The sequence below is a fragment of the Luteibacter sp. W1I16 genome, assembly GCF_050434905.1.
Taxonomy (GTDB): Bacteria; Pseudomonadota; Gammaproteobacteria; order Xanthomonadales; family Rhodanobacteraceae; genus Luteibacter.
The window spans coordinates 2,806,339-2,829,953 of record NZ_JBNDJJ010000001.1 but is presented as its reverse complement, the minus strand read 5'-3'; the positions used below and the strand labels follow the sequence as shown (position 1 = coordinate 2,829,953).

At 65.3% G+C, this 23,615-nt stretch carries 23 protein-coding genes; 6 read left to right on the top strand and 17 right to left on the bottom strand.

The genetic code is table 11. The features are described 5' to 3' along the window. Positions 1-18 precede the first annotated feature (18 nt). The 3 genes from QFZ41_RS12495 to QFZ41_RS12485 form a co-directional block, all read right to left on the bottom strand. Positions 19-225 (bottom strand): zinc-finger domain-containing protein, encoded by a 207-nt coding sequence (locus QFZ41_RS12495; protein WP_429199074.1) that lies wholly within the window; start codon positions 223-225, stop codon positions 19-21. Between the two features lie 160 nt (positions 226-385). Continuing rightward, the gene (locus QFZ41_RS12490; RefSeq protein ID WP_429199073.1) at positions 386-976 is read right to left on the bottom strand and encodes a YceI family protein; all 591 of its coding nucleotides are present in this window, start codon (positions 974-976) and stop codon (positions 386-388) included. 68 nt (positions 977-1,044) lie between these two features. Continuing rightward, entirely contained in the window at positions 1,045-1,638 is a 594-nt protein-coding gene (locus QFZ41_RS12485; protein ID WP_429199072.1) for a malonic semialdehyde reductase, read from the bottom strand. Positions 1,639-1,772: 134 nt separating this feature from the next. Here QFZ41_RS12485 and QFZ41_RS12480 point away from each other — a divergent pair, with 134 nt between their 5' ends. Further along, positions 1,773-2,738, top strand: coding sequence for a mitochondrial fission ELM1 family protein (locus QFZ41_RS12480; protein ID WP_429199071.1), 966 nt, complete (start codon positions 1,773-1,775; stop codon positions 2,736-2,738). Positions 2,739-2,852: 114 nt separating this feature from the next. Here the strand turns inward: QFZ41_RS12480 and recG are convergent, their stop codons facing one another. The 4 genes from recG to rpoZ form a co-directional block, all read right to left on the bottom strand. Next, positions 2,853-4,949: an ATP-dependent DNA helicase RecG gene (gene recG, locus QFZ41_RS12475; RefSeq protein WP_429200226.1), complete on the bottom strand. Its 2,097-nt coding sequence runs from the start codon at positions 4,947-4,949 to the stop codon at positions 2,853-2,855. A gap of 38 nt (positions 4,950-4,987) precedes the next feature. Next, the gene (locus tag QFZ41_RS12470; protein ID WP_429199070.1) at positions 4,988-5,371 is read right to left on the bottom strand and encodes a RidA family protein; all 384 of its coding nucleotides are present in this window, start codon (positions 5,369-5,371) and stop codon (positions 4,988-4,990) included. Positions 5,372-5,379: 8 nt separating this feature from the next. Next, entirely contained in the window at positions 5,380-7,560 is a 2,181-nt protein-coding gene (locus tag QFZ41_RS12465) for a RelA/SpoT family protein (RefSeq protein WP_429199069.1), read from the bottom strand. 113 nt (positions 7,561-7,673) lie between these two features. Beyond that, entirely contained in the window at positions 7,674-7,964 is a 291-nt protein-coding gene (rpoZ, locus tag QFZ41_RS12460; RefSeq protein WP_306849349.1) for a DNA-directed RNA polymerase subunit omega, read from the bottom strand. 177 nt (positions 7,965-8,141) lie between these two features. Here rpoZ and QFZ41_RS12455 point away from each other — a divergent pair, with 177 nt between their 5' ends. Then, on the top strand, positions 8,142-8,969 hold the full coding sequence (locus tag QFZ41_RS12455) for an MlaA family lipoprotein (protein ID WP_429199068.1): 828 nt from the start codon (positions 8,142-8,144) through the stop codon (positions 8,967-8,969). Between the two features lie 1,069 nt (positions 8,970-10,038). Here QFZ41_RS12455 and QFZ41_RS12450 read toward each other — a convergent pair. The 7 genes from QFZ41_RS12450 to QFZ41_RS12420 form a co-directional block, all read right to left on the bottom strand. Continuing rightward, entirely contained in the window at positions 10,039-10,335 is a 297-nt protein-coding gene (locus tag QFZ41_RS12450; protein WP_429199067.1) for an STAS domain-containing protein, read from the bottom strand. After that, complete coding sequence (locus QFZ41_RS12445) at positions 10,332-11,012, bottom strand: MlaC/ttg2D family ABC transporter substrate-binding protein (RefSeq protein ID WP_429199066.1); 681 nt, start codon at positions 11,010-11,012, stop codon at positions 10,332-10,334. The genes QFZ41_RS12450 and QFZ41_RS12445 overlap by 4 nt, the downstream gene beginning before the upstream one ends. 21 nt (positions 11,013-11,033) lie before the next feature. Further along, positions 11,034-11,909: an outer membrane lipid asymmetry maintenance protein MlaD gene (gene mlaD / locus QFZ41_RS12440; RefSeq protein WP_429199065.1), complete on the bottom strand. Its 876-nt coding sequence runs from the start codon at positions 11,907-11,909 to the stop codon at positions 11,034-11,036. A gap of 58 nt (positions 11,910-11,967) precedes the next feature. Further along, complete coding sequence (mlaE, locus tag QFZ41_RS12435) at positions 11,968-12,735, bottom strand: lipid asymmetry maintenance ABC transporter permease subunit MlaE (RefSeq protein WP_429199064.1); 768 nt, start codon at positions 12,733-12,735, stop codon at positions 11,968-11,970. Continuing rightward, complete coding sequence (locus QFZ41_RS12430; RefSeq protein WP_429199063.1) at positions 12,732-13,544, bottom strand: ABC transporter ATP-binding protein; 813 nt, start codon at positions 13,542-13,544, stop codon at positions 12,732-12,734. The genes mlaE and QFZ41_RS12430 overlap by 4 nt, the downstream gene beginning before the upstream one ends. Then, the gene (gene gmk / locus QFZ41_RS12425) at positions 13,541-14,158 is read right to left on the bottom strand and encodes a guanylate kinase (RefSeq protein ID WP_429199062.1); all 618 of its coding nucleotides are present in this window, start codon (positions 14,156-14,158) and stop codon (positions 13,541-13,543) included. The genes QFZ41_RS12430 and gmk overlap by 4 nt, the downstream gene beginning before the upstream one ends. A gap of 79 nt (positions 14,159-14,237) precedes the next feature. Beyond that, positions 14,238-15,161: an AraC family transcriptional regulator gene (locus QFZ41_RS12420; protein ID WP_429199061.1), complete on the bottom strand. Its 924-nt coding sequence runs from the start codon at positions 15,159-15,161 to the stop codon at positions 14,238-14,240. A gap of 94 nt (positions 15,162-15,255) precedes the next feature. Between QFZ41_RS12420 and QFZ41_RS12415 the strand changes: the two genes are divergently transcribed. After that, positions 15,256-16,245 carry an oxidoreductase gene (locus QFZ41_RS12415; RefSeq protein ID WP_429199060.1) on the top strand — a complete coding sequence of 330 codons (990 nt, stop codon included), beginning with the start codon at positions 15,256-15,258 and terminating at the stop codon, positions 16,243-16,245. Positions 16,246-16,260: 15 nt separating this feature from the next. Here QFZ41_RS12415 and QFZ41_RS12410 read toward each other — a convergent pair whose 3' ends face one another. Both QFZ41_RS12410 and QFZ41_RS12405 read right to left on the bottom strand, forming a co-directional pair. Next, positions 16,261-17,583, bottom strand: coding sequence for an amidohydrolase family protein (locus QFZ41_RS12410; RefSeq protein WP_429199059.1), 1,323 nt, complete (start codon positions 17,581-17,583; stop codon positions 16,261-16,263). A gap of 35 nt (positions 17,584-17,618) precedes the next feature. Beyond that, positions 17,619-19,805 carry a penicillin acylase family protein gene (locus tag QFZ41_RS12405; protein WP_429199058.1) on the bottom strand — a complete coding sequence of 729 codons (2,187 nt, stop codon included), beginning with the start codon at positions 19,803-19,805 and terminating at the stop codon, positions 17,619-17,621. A 114-nt stretch (positions 19,806-19,919) separates the two neighbouring features. On the opposite strand from QFZ41_RS12405, the gene QFZ41_RS12400 reads away from it, so the two are divergent. Continuing rightward, positions 19,920-20,366, top strand: coding sequence for a nuclear transport factor 2 family protein (locus tag QFZ41_RS12400; RefSeq protein ID WP_429199057.1), 447 nt, complete (start codon positions 19,920-19,922; stop codon positions 20,364-20,366). Positions 20,367-20,368: 2 nt separating this feature from the next. Here the strand turns inward: QFZ41_RS12400 and QFZ41_RS12395 are convergent, their stop codons facing one another. Next, on the bottom strand, positions 20,369-21,289 hold the full coding sequence (locus tag QFZ41_RS12395; protein WP_429199056.1) for a M14 family metallopeptidase: 921 nt from the start codon (positions 21,287-21,289) through the stop codon (positions 20,369-20,371). A gap of 314 nt (positions 21,290-21,603) precedes the next feature. Between QFZ41_RS12395 and QFZ41_RS12390 the strand changes: the two genes are divergently transcribed. Together QFZ41_RS12390 and QFZ41_RS12385 are read left to right on the top strand one after the other, a co-directional pair. Further along, entirely contained in the window at positions 21,604-23,058 is a 1,455-nt protein-coding gene (locus QFZ41_RS12390) for an amidase family protein (protein ID WP_429199055.1), read from the top strand. A 38-nt stretch (positions 23,059-23,096) separates the two neighbouring features. Then, positions 23,097-23,609: a DUF302 domain-containing protein gene (locus QFZ41_RS12385; RefSeq protein WP_429199054.1), complete on the top strand. Its 513-nt coding sequence runs from the start codon at positions 23,097-23,099 to the stop codon at positions 23,607-23,609. The last annotated feature ends 6 nt before the right edge of the window (positions 23,610-23,615 follow it).

The window sequence follows — 23,615 nt, the reverse complement described above, 5'->3', positions numbered from 1 at the left end:
TGCCCGCGCGGGGGCCGATCAGTCTTTCAGGACGTAGGTCGCGCCGCAATAGGAGCACTTCGAGGTGCCGCCGTCGTCCTCGATGGACAGGTAGACGCGCGGATGCGAATTCCACAGGTACATGCCCGGCATGGGACAGGACAGCGGCAGGTCGGCGCGGGTCACTTCGTAACGATTTTCGGCGTTCGCCGGGATCAGCGGGGCGGCCGCGGGATTGGGGCGCATGGGAAAACTCCGACGATGCGGTGGAACCGGGGATAGAAGGCGATGTTAGCAGGAACGAAATGCCCGGCGTGACGACGCGGCATGCGGCGAGGCCCGCCCGGAAACGAAAAAACCCGCGCCGTGACCGGCGCGGGTTCCCTTGCCTCGCGGAGCGGGTGGCTTACTTCTTTTCGGCCGAGGCGTCGTGCGCTTCGGTCGTGATGCGGATCTTGATCTCGTCCGAGACGTTCGGAACATACGCGCCCACGCCGAAGTCCGAGCGCTTGATCGTGGTGGTGGCGTCGAAGCCGACCGTCTGCACCTTCATCATCGGGTGCGGGCCGACCTTGTTCAGGCTGACGTCGAGGGTGACCGGCTTGGTCACGCCGTGGACGGTCAGGTCGCCGGTGACCTTCAGCTTGCCCTTGCCCGCCGGGACCACCTTGGTGCTCTTGAAGGTGACGGTGGGGTACTTGGCGGCATCGAGGAAATCCGCCGACTTCAGGTGCTCGTCGAGCTTGGGCACGAAGCTATCCAGGCCGGCGAGCGGCAGGGTCGCCTCGACGGTGGCCTTGGACGGATCCTTTTCGTCATAGACGAGGGTGCCCTGGACCTGGCCGAGGTTAGCCGTCGGGTTGGAGAAACCGAAATGGTTCCAGCTGAACAGGACCATCGTATGGCCCGGATCCAGCGTGTAGGTGACCGGGGCGGCGACGGCGGTGCCGGCGGTGGCCAGCAGCGCGGCGAGGGCGACATAACGAAGAGCGCGCATGGTGTATCTCCTGCAGTGAGGTGGGTACGGCGGTTGACGGCGGGACCGTGCGGTCACCGCGGGAAGTATCAGGCGATCCGTGCGGCTTCGTCGAAGTCCAGGCGCGGCAGGCGGTCGAACAGGTTCTTGCCGGGATCGCCATAGCCGATGTTGATCAGGAAGTTCGACTTGATCTGCGTGCCGGCGAAGAACTCGGCGTCGACGCCGGCCTGGTCGAAGCCGGACATCGGGCCGCAATCCAGTCCCAGTGCCCGGGCGGCCATGATCAGGTAGGCGCCCTGCAACGAACCGTTACGCGTGCCCGAGGACTGGATCATCGGTTCGTTGCCGACGAACCAGCTGCGCGCGTCGGCATGCGGGAACAGCTTGGGCAGCTTCTCGTGGAAGGCGAAGTCCGTGGCGACGATCGCCGTCACCGGTGCCTGCATGGTCTTTTCGACGTTGGTTTCGGACAGGTGGGGCTTGAGGCGCTGCTTCGCGTCTTGCGACTTCACGAAGACCAGGCGCATCGGCGAGGCGTTGGCGGCGGTGGGGCCGAATTTCGCCAGGTCGTACAGCCGGTGAAGCTGCTCGTCGGTCACCTCCTTCGGGAGCCACGCGTTGTAGGTGCGGGCCTTGAGGAAGAGTTGGTCAAGCGAAGCATCGGTCAACGGAGCACTCATGGATATCCTTGTACAGTGATGGCTGCCGAAACGCCGGCATCGTCACAGTGTAAGCGTCACGACGCGATCGTGGACAAGCCGGCCAGGGAACGAACTGTGCGGAAATCGACAACAATCGGGGGCCGTGGCGCCACGTGAGCACGCTATCGCACGAGTCATGCTGGGTCGTGACCGATGGCGCCGCCGGCAATCGGCGCCAGGCCTTGGCCCTGGCCGAGGCACTGACGCCCTCGATCCGCGAGATCGTCGTCCAGTTGCGCGCGCCCTGGTCGTGGCTGGCGCCACGCAGCCTGCCTGGCGCCCGCATGGCGCTGGGCCGCCAAGAGGACAGCCTGTTGCCGCCATGGCCGAAGCTGGCGATCGGCTGTGGCCGCCAGGCCGCCTGGGCGACCCGGCAGATCCGCCGTTGGTCCGGCGGCGCATCACTCACGGTGCAGATCCTCGACCCGCGGATCGATCCGGCGCACTGGGACCTCGTGGTGGCGCCGCGGCACGACGGTCTGCAGGGGAGCAACGTGCTTCACTCCCTGGGATCGCTCCATCCCATCGACGACGCATGGCTCGCCGACGGGAGGGACGCCTTCGCTCAGTTCGCCACACTGCCGGGGCCCCGGCTCGGGGTATTGATCGGCGGCGATCGCCATGGGGCTCGGCTGGATCCCGCCGCCGTGGACGCCTTCCTGATGGCGGCACGCGCGCGGCACGCGGCGGACGGCGGATCGATCCTGGTGGCCGTTTCGCGGCGCACGCCGGCGGCGAGCCTGCCACGCATCCGCGAGGTCTTCGCCGGCCTGCCGGGCGTGGTCTGGACCGGCAGCGCCGATGGAGCGAATCCGTACCCGGGCATTCTCGGCTGGGCCGACCGGCTGCTCGTCACGCCCGATTCGGTGAACATGCTTTCGGAGGCATGCGCCACCGGACGGCCGGTGCATACGCTCGTGTCCACGCCCCTGCCGGGGAAGCTGGCGCGTTTCCATGCCGAGTTGCGCTCGGCGGGGCTGTTGCACGATGTCGAGGCGGTTACCGCCGAACGGCAGGCGCCATTGCGCGAAACCGCGACGATCGCCGCGGAAGTGCGCCGGCACCTGGGGTTGGCCTAGGCGGGCACATCGCCGACAGGGTCGGCTCCCACCGAGCGCCCGCTACCTGGTGGGAGCCGACCCTGTCGGCGATACGGCCCCGCCCCTGTCCGGCCCTGTCCGCCTCGTTCAGCCTCACGCATCCACATACCGGGCCGCGTCGCCCACCCAACGCGCGATAAGCCGTTCGCAACGCACCGGATGGTCCTTCATCATCGCCTCGGCCACGCGCTGCACCTCGGGCATGAGGTGCGCGTCGCGCGCGAGGTCGGCGATACGGAACTGCAACTGGCCCGTCTGCCGCGTACCCAGCACTTCACCCGGACCGCGCAGTTCGAGGTCCTTTTCTGCGATGCGAAACCCGTCGTTCGTCTCCCTCATCACTTGCAGCCGCTCCCTGGCCAGACGCGACAGTGGCGTCTGGTAGAGCAGCACGCAATTGGACGCGACCGAACCACGCCCCACCCTTCCGCGCAGTTGGTGCAACTGCGCGAGGCCAAGCCGCTCACTGTTCTCGATCACCATCAGGCTCGCGTTGGGCACGTCCACGCCGACCTCGATCACCGTGGTGGCCACCAGTACGGCGAGGTCGCCCGCCTTGAAGGCGTCCATCACCGCCTGCTTTTCCTTCGGCTTCATGCGCCCGTGGATCAGGCCGACCGCGAGGTCCGGCAGCGCGGCGGTGAGTTCGGCATGAGCCACCTCGGCCGCCTGCGCATTGAGTTGTTCGGATTCCTCGATCAGCGTGCACACCCAATACACCTGGCGGCCCTGCACGCATGCCGCGTGGATGCGCTCCATGACGTCGAAACGCCGCTCGTTCGACAGCGCCACGGTCTGCACGGGGGTGCGTCCCGGTGGCAACTCGTCGATCGAGGAGACGTCGAGATCGGCATAGGCGCTCATGGCGAGCGTGCGCGGGATCGGCGTCGCGGTGAGCACGAGCTGGTGTGGGATGAGATCGCCTTCGGCCCCCTTGTCGCGCAGCGCCAGCCGCTGGTGCACGCCGAACCGGTGCTGCTCGTCGACGATGACGAGGCCCAGCTTCGCGAAGGCCACGCCCTCCTGCATCAACGCGTGCGTGCCGACGACGACGTGCGCCTCGCCACTGGCGGTACGATCGAGCGCTTTCTTGCGCGCCCTGCCCTGCACCTTGCCGGCCAGCCATTCCACGTCCAGCCCCAGCGGTTCGAGCCAGGCGCGGAAGTTACGCAGGTGCTGTTCGGCGAGTAATTCGGTCGGCGCCATCAGCGCCACCTGGTAGCCACTCTCCACGGCGGCGACCGCCGCCAGCGCGGCGACCACGGTCTTGCCGCTGCCGACATCGCCCTGCACGAGGCGCAGCATCGGGTGGGCGCGTGCGAGGTCGCGCGCCACTTCTTTCGAGACGCGCGCCTGCGCCTTGGTGAGGGCGAACGGCAGCGCCTCAAGCAATCGCTCACGCAGCGCGCCGGCACTTTTCAACGCGGGCGCCTTGCGCTTCTTCACCGCCGCGCGCATGCGCCGCAGGGTGAGGTGCTGGGTCAGCAGTTCCTCGAAGGCGAGGCGTTTCTGCGCGGGATGCCGGCCCTCGCCGAGTTCGCGCAGATCGACTTCCGGCGGCGGCCGGTGCACGAAAAGCAACGCCTCGCGCAACGACGCCAGGCCCATCGGGCGGCCGATCGATTCCGGGATGAGTTCCAGGCGATCGTCCACCGGCAGATGGGCCAGCGCACGCGACACCAGGCTGGCCAGCCGTCGCGGGCCCAGACCTTCCGTGGTCGGATAGACCGGCGTCAGCCGCTCATCCACCACCACGGGTTCATCGGGTTCGATGCGCTGGTACTGAGGGTGGACGATTTCCAGTCCCTGCGGGCCCTGGCGCACCTCACCGAAGCACAGCAGGCGCGTGCCCTTCTGCAACTGGTCGACCTGCGACTTGCGGAAGTGGAAGAAGCGCAACAGCAGCGCACTTCCCGATTCGTCGCCGATGATCACCTTGAGTTGCGGTCGGAAGCGGAAACCCCGCTCGACGAATTCGACCGTGCCCTCCACCTGCGCGCGGTCTCCCGGACGCAGGTCGGCGATGGGACGTACCTGGGTGCGGTCTTCGTAACGCAGGGGCAGGTGGAACCAGAGATCCTGCACCTCGCGCAGCCCGAGCCTTGCCAGCGTCTCCGCGAGCGCGGGGCCCACGCCGCCGAGCGACGTCAGCGGCGCGCGCCCGGGATCCGCCACCGGCGCGGCGGTCATCGGCGATGCACGGCGAGCCACGGAACCCGCGCTATGGCTTAGGGCAGGACGAGGATCGCGTCGACCTCGACCTGGGCGCCCTTGGGCAGGCCCGAGACCTCGATGGTCGAACGCGCTGGATACGGCTGCTGGAAGTACTCAGCCATTACCGCGTTCACCGCGGCGAAATTGCCCAGGTCGGTGACGTAGATGCCTACGCGGACGATGTCGGCGAGCTTTCCGCCCGCGGCTTCGGCCACGGCCACGAGGTTGTCGAACACGCGGCGGGTCTGCGTGGCGATGTCGCCCTCGACGAGGTTGCCGGTGGCCGGATCGAGTGGAATCTGGCCCGAGAAATACACGGTGTTACCGGCGCGTACGGCCTGCGAATACGGGCCGATGGCCGAAGGTGCCTTGTCGGTGGCGATGGTGCTGCGGGTCATGGGATGTCCTAGAGCGGATGACGGTAAACACCGCTGACCACGCCGGTGCGGCGCACGCGGCGCATCACGTCGGCGAGGTGCTTGCGGTCCTTCACCTCGATGGCGAAGAGTAGCGTGGCGGCGGTGCTGTCGCGCTCGATGTACTCGACATTTTCAATGTTCGAACCGGCGTCGGCGATCGCCGCGGCGACGGTGGCGAGCACGCCCGGGCGGTTGAGCACCTCGATGCGCAGCTCCGCGCGATAGTCACCGGAGACGTCGCGGTCCCATTCGATGGCGACGATGCGTTCGGGGGTCTTGCGGAACTCCGCCACGTTCGGGCATTCCACGCGGTGCACGACGATGCCCTTGCCCGAGGACAGGAAACCGACGATCTCGTCGCCCGGCAGCGGATGACAGCAATTGCCGAAGCTGAGCACGCCGCGTTCGGCGCCACTGATACGGATCTTCTCCGCCGAATGTTCGGCGGGCGCCTGCGTGTAGTTCTCGCCCGGACCGAGCAGTGCCACGAGTTGCGCCGCCACCTGATCGGCGAAGCGGTTGCCAAGGGCGATTTCCGACAACAGCTCCTCGAGGCGCTTGAGCTTGGCGTCGTCGAGGAAGCGGTCGAGCGTGGCGCTGGGAATCGCGTCGAGGCTGAGGCCGCGGGCATCGAGCGCGCGGTCGAGCATGCGGTGGCCGAAGTCCACCGCGTCTTCGTGTTGCAGGTGCTTGAGGTATTGACGGATCGCCGTGCGCGCCTTGCCCGTGACCACGGCCTCGAGCCATGCGGGATTGGGCACGGCCGACGGCGCGGTGATGATCTCCACCTGCTGTCCGGATACCAGGCGCGTGCGCAACGGCACCAGTTTCTTGTCCACGCGGGCGGCCACGGCGTGGTCGCCGACATCGGTGTGCACCGCATAGGCGAAGTCGAGCGCCGTGGCGTTGCGCGGCAGCGAGAAGATGTCGCCGCGCGGCGTGAACAGGTAGACCTCGTCGGGGAACAGGTCGATCTTGACGTTCTCGAGGAACTCCGACGCCGATGGCGTGTTCGCCTGGCTGTCGGCCAGCGCGGACAGCCACTCGCGCGCACGCGCCTGGGCGCTGTTCGCCGGGCCGGAATCGCTCTTGTACGCCCAGTGCGCAGCCACGCCTCGCTCGGCCACGGATTCCATTTCCGAGGTACGGATCTGGATCTCGATCGGCGCGCCGAACGGCCCGAGCAGCACGGTGTGCAACGACTGGTAGCCATTGCCCTTGGGAATGGCGATGAAATCCTTGAAGCGGCCGTCCACCGGCTTGTACAAGCCATGCACGGCACCCAGCGCCATGTAGCAATGCATGGCCGAATCGGTGATGACGCGGAAGCCGTAGACGTCCATCAGCTGCGCGAACGATTTGTGTTCGCTGCGCATCTTGGAATAGATGCTCCACGCCGACTTGATCCGGCTGACGGCGCGGCCGGGAATCTTCTCCGCCGCGAGCCGTCCTTCCAGCGCCATCTCGATCTTCGCCATCGCCTCGCGGCGGTTGCCCAGGGCGGCGCGAATGCGCTCGCCGATGATGCGGTGACGATCGGGATAAAGGGCCTTGAAGCCGAGATCCTGCAATTCGGCCTTGAACTTGTTCATGCCGAGACGCTGAGCGATCGGCGCGTAGATTTCCAGCGTTTCGCGGGCGATGCGCCGGCGGGACACGGCATCTTTCGCACCCAGCGTGCGCATGTTGTGCAGGCGGTCGGAAAGCTTGATCAGGATGACGCGCAGGTCGCGCGCCATGGCCAGCAGCATCTTGCGGAAGCTTTCGGCATCGGCTTCGGCGCGGCTGGAAAAACGCATCTTGTCGAGCTTGGTGACGCCGTCGACGAGTTCGGCCACGGTTTCACCGAAGGCACCGGCCAGCTCCGCGCGTTCGAGCTTGGTGTCTTCGAGCGTGTCGTGCAGGATCGCCGCGATGATCGTCTCGGCGTCGAGGCCGAGTTCCGCGAGCACGTGCGCCACGGCCACCGGGTGGGTGATGTACGGCTCGCCGGACTTGCGGGTCTGCCCTTCATGGGCGGCGGCGCCGACCAGGAAAGCCTTGCGGATACGCAGCACCTGGTCGTGCGGCAGGTACGCACCCACGCGGTCTTCCAGTGCCTGCACATAGGGAGGCACCGGTCCGTCATCGACCACGTCGGTCAGTTTTTTCGCAGGGATGACTTCCATGGGAGAATCTCGCGCGCCTCAGGCCGCGGAGCCTCCCGCACGCGGCTTTTCAAGCCGCGCGTCAGCGTGCGCAGGGTGAGGATGAATGCAGGGCCGACAACGACCCGGCGTCATCAATCATCTCCGCCCTTCGAGAGGTCGTCGTCCACTTCGGTGGCGGCCCACTCGAGGGCTTCACGCTCGGCACGCTCACGGGCGGCGCGGTCGATTTCGTCGATCATTTCGTCGCTGACGCGACGATCGGCGATCTCGCGCAGGGCGAGCACGGTCGGCTTGTCGTTGTTCGGGTCGAGGGTCGGTTCGGCGCCTTTGGACAACTGGCGCGCGCGCTTGGTCGCCATGAGCACGAGCTCAAAGCGGTTGTCGACTACCTCGAGGCAGTCTTCGACGGTAATACGGGCCATTTCAAATCCTTGACAATAAAGATACTTCTGACCGTGCAGTTTAGCCGCCCGGCCCGTTGGCTGGCAATCGGGGTAGGGGTATCATGCGCGGTTCTGACCAGGACGGACGGGCCCTTCGTGCAAATAATAATACCGCGCGGTACACTAAAGCACCGCCCCACCCCTAAAGCCACATCGATGCGCCCCAGAACCCTGCAACGGACCGTCCGCACCGCGCTAGGCCTCCTCGCCGCCGCCCTGCTGGCCGCCTGCCACATCGCGCCCCCGCGTACCGACGATCCGAACGAGAAGTTCAATCGCAAGGTCTACGCCTTCAACGATTCGCTGGACAAAGCGGTCATCCGCCCCGTGGCCGTCGGCTACCGGAAGGTGACCAATCCTCCCGTGCGCACGGCCATCAGCGACTTCTACACGAATATCCGCTTGCCGGTGACGGTGGCCAACGACCTGCTCCAGGCCCGTCCCAAGCAGGCCTTGCTGACCACCAGCCGGTTCGTCGTGAACCTGACGATCGGCTTCCTGGGCTTCAAGGACCCGGCCAGCCTGCTCGGCCTCCCGCTGGAACAGAACGATTTCGGCGTGACCCTGGCCCGCTGGGGCGTGCCCGAGGGCGACTACCTGGTCCTCCCTTTCGTGGGCCCGACCACGGTCCGCGACGTCTGGCGCCTGCCGGTCGACAGCTACTTCTTCGACCCGCTCAGCTATTACACGCGTAACCACGACTTCAAGTACGGCCAGCAGTACGTGCCGCAGGTGCTCTATCTCGTGACCCTGCGCTCGCGGGGCATCGACGCGGAGAGCTTCCTGGCTTCCGCTTATGACCCGTACGTGTTCATCCGCGACGCCTACCGCCAGCAGCGCCTCTACAGCATCTACTACGGCAACCCACCGCCGGAAGCCATCGAGCAGATGCAGGGCCTGAACGACAGCAAGGACTTCGACCCGGACAAACTGCTCGACGAGCAGCACACCTGGGAACGGCAGAACGGCGAAAAGCCGCAGTGACGAAAAGGGCCCCTCGGGGCCCTTTTCCGTTGGTGCTTCTTGGAAGGGCCGCTGGTGCTTCGCGATTCGGGGCTCGGCTTCGCCCTCGCATTCGCTGTGTGCGTGGCGGGGGAGCTGCCGGGCGCCACCCTCGGCGCGACAGGCGGCGCCGTCCCTTGGGAAGGGAAGCCGCTGCGCGGCCATGCCTGATGGCTGGCGCCCCTTCGGGCTCGGACGGGCGGGCGGGGGTTTTCGATTCGCCCTCCGTGGCTCAGCGAAAACGATCGGCCGTCCAGGCCGATCCCCTCCGGGCCTTTTCCGCCCGCCCCTCCTCGGCTCCTCATGTCGCGCCGAGGGTGGCGCCCGGCAGCTCTCTCGACACGGCGGTGGGGTGGTGGGAAGAGCAAAGCCCGCCGTGCCAGTGGCCATTGACCGCTAGTCACTTGCCGCCTGACGGTTCCCGGTTTGCTGCACCCAGGTGGGAAGACCGCACCCGGGTGGGAAGCGGGCTGGCCCGCGATGCCTCAATCTTTCTGCTGGTGAAGGAAGCTTTGCAGTGATCGGGCGAGGCTTGTCACCGCTCGCTCGGTTGCCGTGCACCGCCTCATTCGCTCGAAACAGGGTGGCGAATCGCGGGCCAGCCCGCTTCCCACCCGGGTGCGGGGGAGTCACACGTAACCGCTTGCCTCAGGTCGCGAGCGTTGCTCGTGTCGCACGACCCCTCAGTGCGCAGAGAGCCGTCGGCCGCCACCCTCGGCGCGACTTGTGGAACCGAGGAGCGACGGGCGAAAAGGCCCGTCAGGGGGCCGGCCATGGATGGCCGGCCGTTTCCGCTGAGCCAGGAAGGCGAATCGGAAACCCCGCCCGGCGCTCCGGGCGCGACGGGGCGTCAGCAATAGAACATGGCCGCGAAGCGGCATCCTTTCCCGAGCGACGGTGGAACCGGAGCGACGAGGGTGGCGGCCGACGGCTCTGCCTCACCAACGAATGCGAGGGCGAAGCCGAGCCGTGCATCAAACTGGCCCGCTGCCGCGGGATCGCCGACAAGGTCGGCTCCCACCAGGGTCGGCTTCCACCAGGGGTGGGTGGATTAGAAGAAGGAGTCGACGCCGGAGACGCGGGCCAGGGCTTGCAGGCCGGCGGGGGCGTGGGTGACGGAAAGCGTCCTGCCCTGGCTGCGGGTGTGGGCCAGCAAGGCCAGCACGGTGGCGAGGCCGGCGCTATCGACCTGGGACAGGCCGGCGAGGTCGAGGTTGACCTGGCGTCCGCCGTCCAGCTGGTGGCGAGCGGCATCCAGTGCTTCGGCCGCGGTGGCGAACGTCAGCGCGCCGGAGACCGTCAGGGTCTCCGGCGCCGGGTTGCCCAGCTGAAAGGCCGGCTGGCTCACTTGCGGGCGCCGCCGTTCTGCTGCTGCATCTCGTCGATGGCCGCCGAACCCTTCTGCTCGAGATCGGCCGTCAGCTTGTCCAGGCCTTCCTTCTTGATCTCGGCATCGACCTGGTTGCGGTAGTTCGTGATGTACGAAATACCCTCGATAATCACGTCGTAGGCCTTCCAGTCGCCCGTCTTCGACTTGCGGAACGCGTAGTCGACCGAGACGGACTTGCCGTCGTCGAGCATCACCTGCGTACGCACGACGGTGCGCTTGTTGTTGAGGTCGCCACTGAACGGCAGGACCTTCACGCGGCCCCGGGTGTAGTTGAGCAGGCCCTCCGCATAGCGGTGGGTGATCGAGTTGTAGAAGGCCTTGGCGAAGCGCTCGCGCTGCTCGGGGGTCGCCTTGGAGGCATTCTGGCCGAGCACGAGGATCGAGGCGTAGTCGATGTCGAAATGCGGCAGGAAAACGTCGTCGATGACGGCGATGAGCTTTTCCTTGTCGCTCTTCAGTTCGGCCTGGTGACCCTCGATGGCCTTGGCGAGGTCGTCGGAGATGGTGGTGACGATGCCCTGCGGGGACTGCGCGTCGACCGCGGCGGCCGGAGCGGGAGCGGCCTGCGCGAAGACGGGCGCGGCCGCCGCCGTGGTCACGGCGAGGGCGATGGCGAGGGAAAGCTGACGCAACATGCGGTGTCTCCTGGTCCGGCCTTACTTCTTGCCGGCGTTGTCGGGTTGGGTGGAGCCCTGGGCGCCACCGGACTTGTTGTCGCTCGGCGAACCGTTCACCAGGAACTTGCCGATCAGGTCTTCCAGCTGGAGCGCGGACTGCGTGAGCACGAAGCTGTCGCCTTCCGCCAGGTATTCCGGCGACCCGCCGGGTTGGATCGCAACATACTGGCTACCGATCAAACCGCTGGTGAACACCGCGGCCGACGAGTCATCCGGTATCTGGGAGTAGCGTTTGTCGATCGCAAGGGTCACCGTGGCTTCACTGCTACCCGGCTTGATCACCACCGAATCGACGCTGCCGATGGGCACGCCGGCCATCTTCACCGCCGCGCCAGGCTGCAGGGCGCCGACGTTGGTGAAGTTACCGGTCACGTGGAAAGTGCCACCGAGGCGGTCCGGCGCGCTGCCGCCGCCGAAGAACTTGCCGAGCATTTCCTCCAGCTGCTGCGCCGGACGGGTCAGGCCGATCTCGCCGCCTTCCTTCACGGGATTCTTGGAGCGCCCGAACTGGATGCCCACGTACTGGTCGCCCAGCAGGCCGCTGGTGAAGATCGTGGCGACGGAATCGTCCGGGATGTCCTTGTGCCGGTCGTCGATGGACAAGGTGACCTTGGCCTCCTCCTTGCCCGGCACCAGCTCGATCGATTGCACCGAGCCGACACGTACGCCGGCGATCTTCACCGGGGCGCGGGTCTTCAACTGGCCCACATTGGCGAAGTGGGTTTCCACCACGTAACTGGAACCCTGGCTGGCATTGGCCACCGAGGTGGTCTGCGTGGCGAGGTAAGCGAGGGCGGCGAAACCGAGCACGATGAAAAGGCCGGTGCCGACGGCATAGGAACGTCTCTGGGTCACGGCACGATCCTCGAATGGGCGATGAAGGAATGACGGGTCATGGCGGGTCTCCGGTGCCTCAGATCAGGAACGAGGTGAGGACGAAGTCCAGCGCCAGGATGGCGATGGACGAGGCCACCACCGTGCGGGTCGTCGCATAGGCGACGCCCTCGCTGGTGGGCGGGGTGGTGTAGCCCTGGAACACCGCGATCAGGGAGACCACGATGCCGAAGGCGATGGATTTGAGCAGCACGCCATCGATGATGTCCTTCTGGACGTCGACGGTCGCGGTCATGTTCGACCAGAAGGTGCCGTTGTCGATGCCCAGCCAGGTCACGCCGACCAGGTGGCCACCGAATACACCCATGGCGCAGAACACCACGGCGAGCAGGGGCAAGGCGACGACGCCGGCGAGGAATCGCGGCGCGGCCACGTAGGCGATCGGATCGACAGCCATCATCTCCATGGCGTCGAGCTGGTCGGTGGCGCGCATGAGGCCGATCTCGGCCGTGACCGAGGTACCGGCGCGGCCGGCGAACAGCAAGGCCGTGACCACCGGGCCGAGTTCCCGGTAGATCGCGATCGCGACGACGGTGCCGGTAGCGGACGTGCCACCGAAGATCGAGAGCACGTCGTAAAGCTGCAAGCCCAGCACCATGCCGACGAACAGGCCGCAGGTCATCACGATGGTGAGGCTCATCGCGCCGACGAACCATATCTGGCGGATCGTTTCGCGGCCATGGCGCAGGCTACGCGGCACGGCCGCGAGGATAGTCAGCAGGAAGAGCCCGCAGGCGCCGATCTGCGCCAGGCTGCGAATGACGACGTTGTCGTCCTTGGCGGTCATGCCTTGCCTCCGGGGAAACCGAGCGCGGTGGCGTAGTCGCCCGCGGGATACTGGAAAGGAACCGGGCCGTCGGGCTCGCCGCCGAAGAACTGCGCCGTCCACGGCGAGCCGTCGCTGGCGAGGGAGTCGGGCGCGCCCTGGGCGACGACCTTGCCATTGGCGATCAGGTAAACGCGGTCGGCCACTTTCTGCACGGCCGCCAGCTCATGCGCCACCAGCACGCTGGTGATGCCCAGGGTCTGGTTGAGCGTGCGGATCAGCAGCAGCACCTGGTTCAGGGCGATCGGGTCCAGCCCGACGAAGGGTTCGTCGTAGAGGATCAACGCCGGGTCGAACACGATGGCGCGCGCCAGCGCCACGCGACGGGCCATGCCGCCGGAAAGCTCCGTGGGCATCAACCGGGCGGCACCGCGCAGGCCCACCGCCTGCAACTTGTTCAACACGATGTTGCGAATGAGCTCTTCCGGCAGCCGGGTGTGCTGACGCAGCGGGAAGGCCACGTTCTCGAAGACGTCGAAGTCCGTGAGCAGGGCGGAGTTCTGGAACAGGTAGCCGATCCGCTCGCGCAGGCCGAACAGCCGTTCGCGGGAAAGCGCCGGCACGTTCTCGCCGTCGACCTCCACGCTGCCGGCGTCGCCGCGCATCTGGCCGGTGATGTGCTTCAGCAGGGTGGTCTTGCCGGTGCCGCTCGGCCCCATGATCGCCGTGACCTTGCCACGCGGGATGTCGAGGTCGAGGTTGTCGAAGATGGTCTTGCCGTTGAGGACGGTGGTCAGGCCGCGGATGCGGACGATGGCGTCGTCGGTCATGGTGCGAGCAACTCCTCGATCAGCGATTCGTGGCGGCGGGCCGACCACGGCGTGCGCTGGCGGACGGCGCGGACGATCGCCTGGAGATCGCCCAGGGCGTCCTCGAAACGATCGTTGACGATGATGTAGTCGAACTCGTGCGCATGCGCGATTTCCTCGCGGGAGTTGAACAGGCGGCGCTCGATCACCTCCGGCGCATCCGATCCTCGACCCCGCAGGCGGCGTTCGAGTTCCCCCCTGGATGGCGGGAGGATGAAAACACTGACGCAATCCGGCTTGCCCTTGCGCACCTGGCGCGCGCCTTGCCAGTCGATCTCCAGCAGGACATCGGCGCCTTCGGCCAGTTTGCCTTCCACCACGGTACGCGAGGTGCCGTAGAGGTTGCCGTGCACTTCGGCATGCTCAAGAAAGATGCCGTCGGCGATCTCGCGCTCGAAATCCGGGCGCTCGACGAAGAAATAGTGCCGGCCGTATTCCTCGCCCACCCTCGGCGGACGAGTGGTATGCGACACGGACAGGGATATGGCGGGCTCGCGCTCAAGCAGCGCGTTGACCAACGTGGACTTTCCCGCACCGGAAGGCGCGGCCACCACGAACAGGGTGCCTTCGATCATCCGCGGCTAACTCGTTGGGGGTTCATGGCTCGCTCCCGGTGGCACCGCATCGTGCAAAACACAATTGTAGCGGGTTCAGCTATCGGCCGCCTTTCACCGGATGACCGTAGCGGCTCGGCGACACGCCCACGATCCGCTTGAACGCATGGCTGAAGGCGCTTTCCGACGCGTACCCTAGGTCGCGCGCCAAGGTCGTCACCGGCACATCCCCACGGCGCAACGCGTGCTGGGCCAGCCGCATCCGCCAGTGAGCCAGGTAGGTAAGCGGGGCGATGCCCGCCACCACCTTGAAATGGGAGGCGAAAAGGGTCCGCGACATGGCGGTGGCCTGCGCCAGCTGATCCAGGCGCCACGGCTTGCCGGGTGCACCGTGCATGAGGCGCAGTGCCGGTGCCAGGCGCCGGTCGGCGGCCACCCGCAGCCACCCCGCCTTCAGCGGTCCTTCCACGGAGAGATGGGCACGCAGGATATGGACGAAGAGCAGGTGGGCGAGCTGGGTCATCGCCAGTCCGGAACCGGGTTGGTCGCTGCGGCTTTCCTCGACCAGGCTATCGAGGATCCAGCGCATGAATCGCGCCTCCGGCGTCGAAGCCCTTACGTGCACCAGTGGCGGCAGCGCCTCGGCCAGCATAGGCGCATAGGCGGGATCGAGGCGGACGTGTCCCCCGATCAACAGGATGTCCTGCCCACCCCCCAGTTCGACGATTGGCGAGGTACGGCCCTCGAACACAGTGGGCGCATCTACCGGCGTCACGGCCGGATGGCTCGCCATAGTAAAGGCACGCGCCGCCGTGAGAAGGAGCACGTCACCGGGTTCGATCCGGAATGCCCGCGGCTCGCCCTCTATCTGCAATCCACATGAGCCTCTGATCGAAGCGAAGAACTTCAGCTTGTCGGGGGCGGGAAAGCGAATCGCCCATTCGCCGCCGGCGGTGAAGCCGCCGGAGACCACCGACTCCACATCGGCCAGCCGCAAAATGTCGGAGATCGGATCTTGGTTCATGGGCCGAACGATTGAGCATGTAAGACGGACTTTCAAGCATTCATCGTTCGGAGATGCGCCCCTAGGCTAATCGGACCCTCCAAGGAAGCATCCGATGTCCACCCCACAGACCCCCATCCATTCCGGCTTCACCGCCGCATCCACCGCCGACGAGGTCATCGCCGGGATCGACCTCACCGGCAAGACCGCCATTGTGACCGGAGGCTATTCCGGCATCGGCACCGAAACCGCTCGCGTGCTTCGCGCCGCGGGAGCACGGGTGATCGTGCCTGCCCGCGATCTCGCCAAGGCCCGCAAGAACCTCGAACACATCGATGTCGAGATCGCAGCGATGGATCTCGCCGACCCGGATTCGATCGATGCCTTCGCCGCGGCCTTCCTCGCTGAGGACGCGCCACTGCACATCCTGGTCAACAGCGCCGGCATCATGGCTTGCCCGCTCACCCGCGATGTCCGTGGCTACGAACTCCAGTTCGCGACGAACCATCTGGGGCACTACCAGCTGACGGCGCGACTATGGCCTGCGCTCAAGCGCGCCGGCGGCGCACGGGTGGTCTCGGTATCCTCGCGCGGCCACCGTTTCGCCGCGGTCGATTTCGACGATCCGAACTTCCAGCACCGCGAGTACGATCGCTGGCTCGCCTATGGCCAGTCCAAGACCGCCAATGCCCTCTTCGCCGTGGCGCTCGACGCGCGAGGCCGCAGGCATGGCGTCCGTGCCTTCGCATTGCATCCCGGCGGCATCATGACCGATCTCACCCGTCACATGACGCAGGATGACCTGCGCACATTGGGCGTGATCGATGCGGAAGGTGGCCTCGTCGCCGAGGTGGCTCGTACCTTCAAGAGTGTGCCGCAGGGCGCTTCGACAAGCGTCTGGACGGCGACGCATCCGCGACTCGAAGATATCGGCGGCGTCTACTGTGAGGACAACGACATCTCGCCGATCCTCGTGGAGGCGGACAACACCGTCGGCCGATTGAGTAACGAGGTGGGCGTGCGTCCATGGGCCATCGACCCCGCGGCCGCCGAGCGCCTCTGGGCGCTCAGCGAGCTTCAGACGGGGGTGGCGTTTCCCACGTAGCGTCCTTCGCGCCGCTCAATCGGGTCGTTTGTATACCACCCCGCCCTTCATCACGAAAGCGACGTGCGCGAGCGTCCCGATGTCCTTCGTCGGGTCGCCGGGCACGGCGATGATGTCGGCTTGCAGTCCGCTGCGAAGCTGCCCGATCCGGTCCTGCTGGCGAAGCACCTTCGCGTCCACCGCCGTCGCGGCAAGCAGGGCACGGGCGGGGGTCATGCCATCGCGCACCATCCATTCCAGTTCCTTGTAGTTGGTGCCGTGCGCGAACACGCCCACGTCGCTGCCATTGCCTATGGTCACACCGGCGTCCATGGCGAGCTTGAACGCCTTCGCCGACTTCACCATCGCCTCGGTCGGTGGCTGGCCCGGCTTCCATCCGCCAAAGTATTCGGCGTAGGCGGCGCTGGCTTCGAGCGTGGGCATGTAGGCCACGCCGTGCTTCTTCATCAGCGCGAACACTTCGGGCGTGCCGTCGTAGCCATGTTCGATGGTCTCGACGCCGGCCTCGACCGATCGGCGCATGCCTTCGGCCGTGGAGGAATGCACCGCTACCGGCAACCCCAGCGAGTGCGCGGTCTCGACGGCGGCGTTCAATTCCTCCTGGCTCAACGTCGGCATCGAGCCCTTGGCCTTGCCGCAGTGGTAGTCGGCGTAGAGCTTGATCCAGTCCGCTCCATGCGCCGCCTGGTCGCGCACGGCGTCGATCATCTGCGCGGTGCCGCTGACCGGAGCGGCGCCCTGCGGCAGGTCGATGTCGTCACGGAAGCCCAGTGGCCCCGGTCCATAGCAGTGCCCGGCCACGATCGCGCGCGTGGCCACGAACAGGTGCGGACCCGGGATGAGGCCCTTGTCGATGGCCTGTTGCACGTCCACGTCGGCATAGCCCGCGCCCTCCGTGCCGAGATCGCGCAAGGCGGTGAAGCCGTTCATCAAGGTGTCGCGCGCATGCTTCACGGCCTGGATCGTGCGGAGCGCGAGCGATTCCTTCAATACCTGGTCGTTCCACAGGGTTTCGTTGTACGGGTGCAGGAAAACGTGGGAGTGGGCATCGATAAGGCCGGGCAGCAGGGTCATGCCAGGCAGGTCGATGGCCTGCGTGCCCGGTGGCGCGGAGATCTTCGCTGCAGGCCCGACTTCCGTGATCTTGTCGCCCTGTACGAGGACCACCCAACCTGCGTGCGCCTGCTCGTCACGGGCGTCGAAGACGCGGTCCGCCTTGAGCAGCCACGCCTGGTCCGCATGCCGACCGGCATCGGGCGGCGTTTCGGCGGCAAGCGTCACCGTCGACGCCGCGATGCCGGACAATGCGAGAAGCACGCTTCGGATCCACTTATCCATGCGTCATGTCCCCTTGGTAAGTCGTGGGAAGCCGATCACCCACCCGGATGGTACGTCCGTTCGACATGCCCTTCGAGTTCTTCAGGCCAGAAATACACCGTGCGCAGGTTGCCCGTGGTGTAACGCTCGGCCTCGTCGTTGAAATGCTTCGACGAAGGATCTCCGCTTTCGCCGCCCGCGGTTATCGCACGGGCACGCACCTTGGCGCCGAATTCCACCACGGCGACGAAGCTATTGCCGCTGGTGCCGTAGTAGCGCTTCGTGCCGGGCCAGCGATGCGCGCCGAACGAGGCCAGCGAGCCCCAGCGCGACGACGTGAACGGCACGGGGATGCTCGGCTTCGCATCGTCGAAACGTTGCTTGATCGCACCGTCGACACGCTGGAAGCGATTGACCTCGCCCCAGGGCACGCCCCAGCTGCCGAAATCCCTTTCCAGCCGGTCCGCCGCCTCGGCCAGCGCATTCAATCGCACCTTCGGACCCGCCTTCTCCGCCATCACGTCGTAGACCGATAAGCCTTCCGCCGTGTCCAGCTTGCTCGCCTTGTCCCACAGGATGTCGCCCCAGAACACGGCGAGCGAGGTCGGCATCGAGGCGATGCCCCAGCGATAGTCCCAGGTGCGCAGCAGCGCGATGGGCCCTGCGAGTTGCCGCTTCAGCGGGTCGGTGGCGGGAAGCGCATCGTAATCCGCGATCAGGATGGGTAGTTGCCGTGCGAAGGCCGGCAGGTACGGGTCGAAGGCAGCGTCGATCAGCGAAGCCAACGTGAAGTCGCGCCTGCCTGTAAGGACACGCGTCGCGTGCAAGCCGCGCGGATTCTCGCCGACGGAATCCATGTAGCGGGGGTAGTCGGCCTGCTTGGGGCTATCGGGTCCGGCGGCCGAATACGGCCAGTCGTTGGTGTTGAAGATCCACCCGGTCGGCGGATTGAACAGATGCGGCGCCTTGTCCAACGGAAGCGTTCCCTTCCAGTCGGCCGCCGGGTCGCTGCCATCGACGGGTTTCGTATAGTCGAAGCGGTCGTCGCGGTTCGGTATGAATTGAGGATGCAGGTAGGCGATGTTTCCCTTGTCGTCCGCATAGATCGTGTTGTTCGACGAGTTCGCCTTCAGCTCCGCGACCTTCATGTAAGTGGCGTAATCATTGGCCTTGGTTCGCAACCAACTCTGTTGCAAGGCTTCCAGCGGCTTGTTCATCAGCGCCACCGCGATCCACTTGCCGCCTTCCGAACGAACGACGGGGCCGTGGTGCGTCGCATAGACGGTGAAGCGGCGTTCCGCGAGCGACCCGTTGGCCGCTCGCACGGGCACGACGATCTCGCGCGATGCCACCGGACGGAGTTCCTTGCCATACCGGTAGAACAGCTTGCCGTCCTTGCGCTCGATGGTCTCGGCGAATTCATCCACCACGTCGGCACCGGTGGAGGTATGCATCCAGCCGATGTGCTTGTTGAAGCCCTGGTAGATGAAGAACTGGCCCCAGGTGACCGCGCCGTAGGCGTCCAGCCCCTCGTCGCTCGACATCTGCAATTCCGAGCGGAAGAAGAACGAGGTGTGCGGATTGATCAGCAGCAGCGCGTGTCCATTCGCCGTGAGCTTCGGTGCGATGGCGATGCCATTCGAACCAGTTGGCTCCGCCCAGCTCGACGGCGGCACGAATTGCGCCAGGGCGCCGGCGGGATCTTTCCCGTAGAACGCCTGTAGATCGGCCGTCTTCACCCTCTCGATGTCGCCACCGATGCTGCCTTCGCTGAAGCTCAAGGCCATCCACGGCTCGAAGCGCCGGATCACACGCGGCTGCACCTCCGGATGACTGGCAAGGTAATAGTTGAGGCCGTCGGCCCAGGCATCCATCAACCGCTTGAGCCACGCCGGGCTCCGCGCGTAGTCGGCCTTCAACGCCTCCGGGTCGACGAACAGCTTCTGCCGGAGATCCTGCCACAGCGCGGACTCCCCTTCGGCCTCGGCCGTGCGGCCCAGCGAAGTCAGATAGTTGGTCTCCACGCGATTGAAGTCGTCTTCCGCCTGGGCATAGGCCATGCCGAAGACGGCATCGGCATCGCTCTTGCCATGGACATGCGCGATGCCCCAGTCGTCGCGAACAATGGTGACGGCCTGCGTTTCCTGCCGCCAGCGGGCCACGTCATCCGTGGCGGCGTGGACGCCCGGGGTAGCGAGCAAGCCGCCAAGCGACAGGGCAAGCATCGTGTGACGAATGGACATGGCGCACCTTCCCCCGGAACGAATCGTCGATCCTAGCCGTGGCGGCCAAGGGTGCGTCAAGTGCCGGAAAGTCCGACTTGCGATACGTTAGGCCGACACTGCCTGGAGACGCCCATGCGCACCGCCCTGCTTTCGTCGTTGTTGCCCGCCCTGCTCTTCGCCAGCATGCCGGCGGTTTCAGCGGAGAAGGACGACCTGCGGAACGTCCTGCAGGCCGACCACGACATCTGCGCCGCCTTCGAACGTGAGGATGCCGATTGGCTGGAGCGCCATCTCGACGCAACCTTTACCCTGACCAGTTCCACCGGCAACGTCACCACGCGAGCCGACGAGGTCGCCGACCTGCGTGGCGGGACGAAGTACGACGTGTTCCGCAACCGCGACGTGAAAGTTCGCCTGTATGGCGACGCGGCCGTCACCACCGGCATCACGCGGGTGGAGGGCACGGCCGATGGCAAGCCTTACGCGCTGAACTTCCAGTTCACCGATACGTACGTGCGCAAGGCGGGTGGCTGGGTCATCGTCGCCAGCCACGCGTCGCGATTACCAGCGCCACAATGACGTCAGCGGTGAGCGAGCGCGTAGTCGATCGCCGCGCGCACCGCCGCCACCTGCGCATCGTTGCACTGCTGCGGCGTGGCGCGCGGGCTGTCCGGATACACCTCGGTGGTCGTCGTGTAGCGTGCGCCGGTGATGCCCGCGCACAAACCAAGCGCCTTCAATGCGTACTCGATGACGCCGGATGCCACCTGCGGTGAACCGATGATCTCGCCGTGCGCGTCGGCGGGGGCGATATGCGTGACCTTGGCCACCGCTTCGATCACCGCCCGCTGGAATGCGGGCTGGGGATTCTCCGTATCGTCCACGAGGTAGAAGCCATCTGGGATCTCGCCCGGCTCGAAATCCTTGCCGTCGCGCGCGGCGAGGGCGGGACGGAATTCGGACTCGTCGGAGTCGGTGGTTTCGTGCAGGTCGATATGCATGAGGACGCGCCCGCGCAACGGCGCCAACAGCTTCACCAGGGCTGCGGCCTCGCCCGACGGGCTTCCCTCGCGAAAATTCCGATTGGGATCGATCGCATCGGGGTTCCAGCGATGGATGCGTTCATAGGCCCAAGGGCTGACACAGGGCACCACCAGCAGGTTGGCGCGTCCCTCGTAATCCTGAGCGTGATCGCGCAGGAACTGCAATGCCCCGTGCACGCCGCTGGTCTCGTAGCCATGCACGCCGCCGGTCACGAGCATGACCGGCAGTTCGTCGCGCCAATCGCGGCTGCGGACGGTCATTAGGGGGTAATGCTCGCCGGCATAGTCGAGCGCGCCATACTCCTCCACGTCGAAGCGTTCGCGAAGGGATTTCAACGCTTGCAGGACGTCCGTGGCATAACTGCGCCGCTTCACCTGTCGCGAACGCCAGTCGGCGATTTCCACGGCACCCCAGGGTTGCCCAAGGGTACCGATGGGATACGACGGACGGCTGTTCATGGCGGAGGGAATCCTTGTCGAAAGGGGGCGTCACTTTATCATCGGGCGGCATGTCTCCGCCTGCCCGGCTTAGCACCTTCGTGCAGGCGGGCTGTAAGCCGCCAGGATGTCCCACAAGAAAGGCTATTTGCACCCCTCTCCGCTCTCTTCGCTGCAAGTCGCAAGCGCCGAGCTACCGTCACATCCCGCGTTTCCAGCGATAGCCACCGACCGCATGGGCTATTGACTCTTCAATATTATGATCATAATATTGACATCATCATCTAACTATCGCTGCGGCGCAGCCATCCTGACCACCCACCGGACGAGCCCTCATGAGCGAACCTATCGAAATCCACGAGCAATCTGACTCTGTAAACGCGTCGAAGCTCGGCGTCGCTGAAGCTGCTGCTGCCATCCGTGAGGGCTCCATGACTTCAGAGTTCTACGCCGCGGCGCTCCTTGAGCGAAGCCGGGCGAGTGCAGACCTGAATGCGTTCGTGACCATCGACGAAACAGCAGTCTTGGAACGAGCTCGCAAGGCAGACAAGCTTCGCGCTGAGGGTCTTGCTCTTCCGCTTCTCGGCGTTCCTATTGGCGTTAAGGACAGCTATCTGACCAAGGGTATTAGGACCACATTCGGATTGGAGCACTTCGATTTCGTCCCTACGCGCGACGCCGCATCGGTCGCCGCCCTTAAGGGAGCCGGAGCGATCGTGTTTGGCAAGAACAACCTTGTTGCTATGTCGTATGGCCTGACAGGCGACAGCTCGCGCGACGGCCAAGTGCTCAATCCCCACAACCGTGACCATGTTTCGGGCGGGTCATCGAGCGGATCTGCCGCAGCCGTGGCCGCCAGGCTGGTACCTGCTTCGCTCGGTGGCGACACTGTGGGATCAATCCGCGTCCCGGCATCGCTGACTGGCATTGTGGGTTACAAGCCAACCAACGGCCGGTGGCCATCCGACGGCGTGGCCCCAGTTTCGCATACGCTCGATACCATCGGTGTCCTTACGCGAAACGTTGACGACAGTATTCTCATTGACGGCGTGATTACGCGGGGCCGATTCCCACGCATCGCCTCCAGTGCACGGGACTTGCGAGGCGTAAAACTCGCAATCGCGCCGAGGCAATTTCAAGCGATCATAGACCCTGAGGTTGACGCCCATTTTCACGAGCTTTCGCGAAGGCTGCTCGACGCCGGCGCCCAACTGATCGAAATCGATCTTGGAAGCGACTTTGCTGAGCTAACTCAGCAGACCGCATGGACGCTGTTCTTTCATGAAACACGATCGTCCATTATCGAATTTCTCAAAACAAACCATGTGCCAACGACGTTTGACTATATCCATCGTGGTATCCAGCCGTTTCTCAAGGCTACCTGGGAACAGCGTGTGGTTCCCCATGGCGAATTCACCCCTTCGCACGACGTGTACGAGACGTCCCGCACCACCCATCGTGATGAGATAAAGCGCCGTTTCAAGGATGTGTTCGCAAGGAGCGGTGCGGATGCACTGATCTTCCCTACAACACCGACGACAGCGCCCTCCATCGACGATCGCTTTGAATTCAGGCTTGGCGACAAGACCGTTAATTTCACTGCTCTCGCCAACCACACCTTACCGGCAAATATCGCAGGCCTCCCGGCCATAACGCTTCCAACCGGCATGTCTCACAAGGGACTGCCCTTTGGTATCGAGCTGGATGGCCAGCACGGCGACGACAGCCACCTTCTTTCCATAGCACAGCGCATTGAACACGTTTTCGGTGACCTCACGAAGCCGCGTTGATATTACAGTCTTGTCGATACAAATCAGGAGTTAACACAATGACGAACCACAACATCAGCAGGCGTACCGTAGCCGTAGAGCACATCCGAATTACATCCAGCCTGCCATTCGCAATAGTCAAGGAGAATATCGAGCGTATCCTTCCCGCCCTGCCGGACAGTCTTCTCCAGATGATGGGCAGCGGCGATAAGGAGAGGGTCCGCGAGATCGAGGAGAAAGGTCCGAAGCTCTATATCTTCACGAAGCGCGACCACGGCCGCACGCTAACCGTTGCCACCGGCCCGCGAAACGCGATCCAGTACGTGGTGGGCAACCCCACGACAGCGGTAAAGATGACCCGGCACGATATACGTGCTTCGCTGTACGATATACGTGCTTCGCTGTACGCGCCCTTGCGAATTACACTCTTCGAATCGGATGAAGGTGAAACAGTGTTGGAGTATGACCTGCCGTCGTCTCTGTTTGGACAGTTCGGCAATCCCGAAGTCACCGAGGTGGGCCTGTACCTTGACCGTGAATTGGAGTCGACCCTGCTTTTAGCCGCTGGGTAAATGGGG

Excerpts from the sequence above, each read along its gene's own strand:
- QFZ41_RS12495 (WP_429199074.1), bottom strand. The coding sequence starts at position 225 with ATGCGCCCCAATCCCGCGGCCGCCCCGCTGATCCCGGCGAACGCCGAA.
- QFZ41_RS12490 (WP_429199073.1), bottom strand. The coding sequence starts at position 976 with ATGCGCGCTCTTCGTTATGTCGCCCTCGCCGCGCTGCTGGCCACCGCC.
- QFZ41_RS12485 (WP_429199072.1), bottom strand. The coding sequence starts at position 1,638 with ATGAGTGCTCCGTTGACCGATGCTTCGCTTGACCAACTCTTCCTCAAG.
- recG (WP_429200226.1), bottom strand. The coding sequence starts at position 4,949 with ATGACCGCCGCGCCGGTGGCGGATCCCGGGCGCGCGCCGCTGACGTCG.
- QFZ41_RS12470 (WP_429199070.1), bottom strand. The coding sequence starts at position 5,371 with ATGACCCGCAGCACCATCGCCACCGACAAGGCACCTTCGGCCATCGGC.
- QFZ41_RS12465 (WP_429199069.1), bottom strand. The coding sequence starts at position 7,560 with ATGGAAGTCATCCCTGCGAAAAAACTGACCGACGTGGTCGATGACGGA.
- rpoZ (WP_306849349.1), bottom strand. The coding sequence starts at position 7,964 with ATGGCCCGTATTACCGTCGAAGACTGCCTCGAGGTAGTCGACAACCGC.
- QFZ41_RS12455 (WP_429199068.1), top strand. The coding sequence starts at position 8,142 with ATGCGCCCCAGAACCCTGCAACGGACCGTCCGCACCGCGCTAGGCCTC.
- QFZ41_RS12445 (WP_429199066.1), bottom strand. The coding sequence starts at position 11,012 with ATGTTGCGTCAGCTTTCCCTCGCCATCGCCCTCGCCGTGACCACGGCG.
- mlaE (WP_429199064.1), bottom strand. The coding sequence starts at position 12,735 with ATGACCGCCAAGGACGACAACGTCGTCATTCGCAGCCTGGCGCAGATC.
- QFZ41_RS12430 (WP_429199063.1), bottom strand. The coding sequence starts at position 13,544 with ATGACCGACGACGCCATCGTCCGCATCCGCGGCCTGACCACCGTCCTC.
- gmk (WP_429199062.1), bottom strand. The coding sequence starts at position 14,158 with ATGATCGAAGGCACCCTGTTCGTGGTGGCCGCGCCTTCCGGTGCGGGA.
- QFZ41_RS12420 (WP_429199061.1), bottom strand. The coding sequence starts at position 15,161 with ATGAACCAAGATCCGATCTCCGACATTTTGCGGCTGGCCGATGTGGAG.
- QFZ41_RS12415 (WP_429199060.1), top strand. The coding sequence starts at position 15,256 with ATGTCCACCCCACAGACCCCCATCCATTCCGGCTTCACCGCCGCATCC.
- QFZ41_RS12410 (WP_429199059.1), bottom strand. The coding sequence starts at position 17,583 with ATGGATAAGTGGATCCGAAGCGTGCTTCTCGCATTGTCCGGCATCGCG.
- QFZ41_RS12405 (WP_429199058.1), bottom strand. The coding sequence starts at position 19,805 with ATGTCCATTCGTCACACGATGCTTGCCCTGTCGCTTGGCGGCTTGCTC.
- QFZ41_RS12400 (WP_429199057.1), top strand. The coding sequence starts at position 19,920 with ATGCGCACCGCCCTGCTTTCGTCGTTGTTGCCCGCCCTGCTCTTCGCC.
- QFZ41_RS12395 (WP_429199056.1), bottom strand. The coding sequence starts at position 21,289 with ATGAACAGCCGTCCGTCGTATCCCATCGGTACCCTTGGGCAACCCTGG.
- QFZ41_RS12390 (WP_429199055.1), top strand. The coding sequence starts at position 21,604 with ATGAGCGAACCTATCGAAATCCACGAGCAATCTGACTCTGTAAACGCG.
- QFZ41_RS12385 (WP_429199054.1), top strand. The coding sequence starts at position 23,097 with ATGACGAACCACAACATCAGCAGGCGTACCGTAGCCGTAGAGCACATC.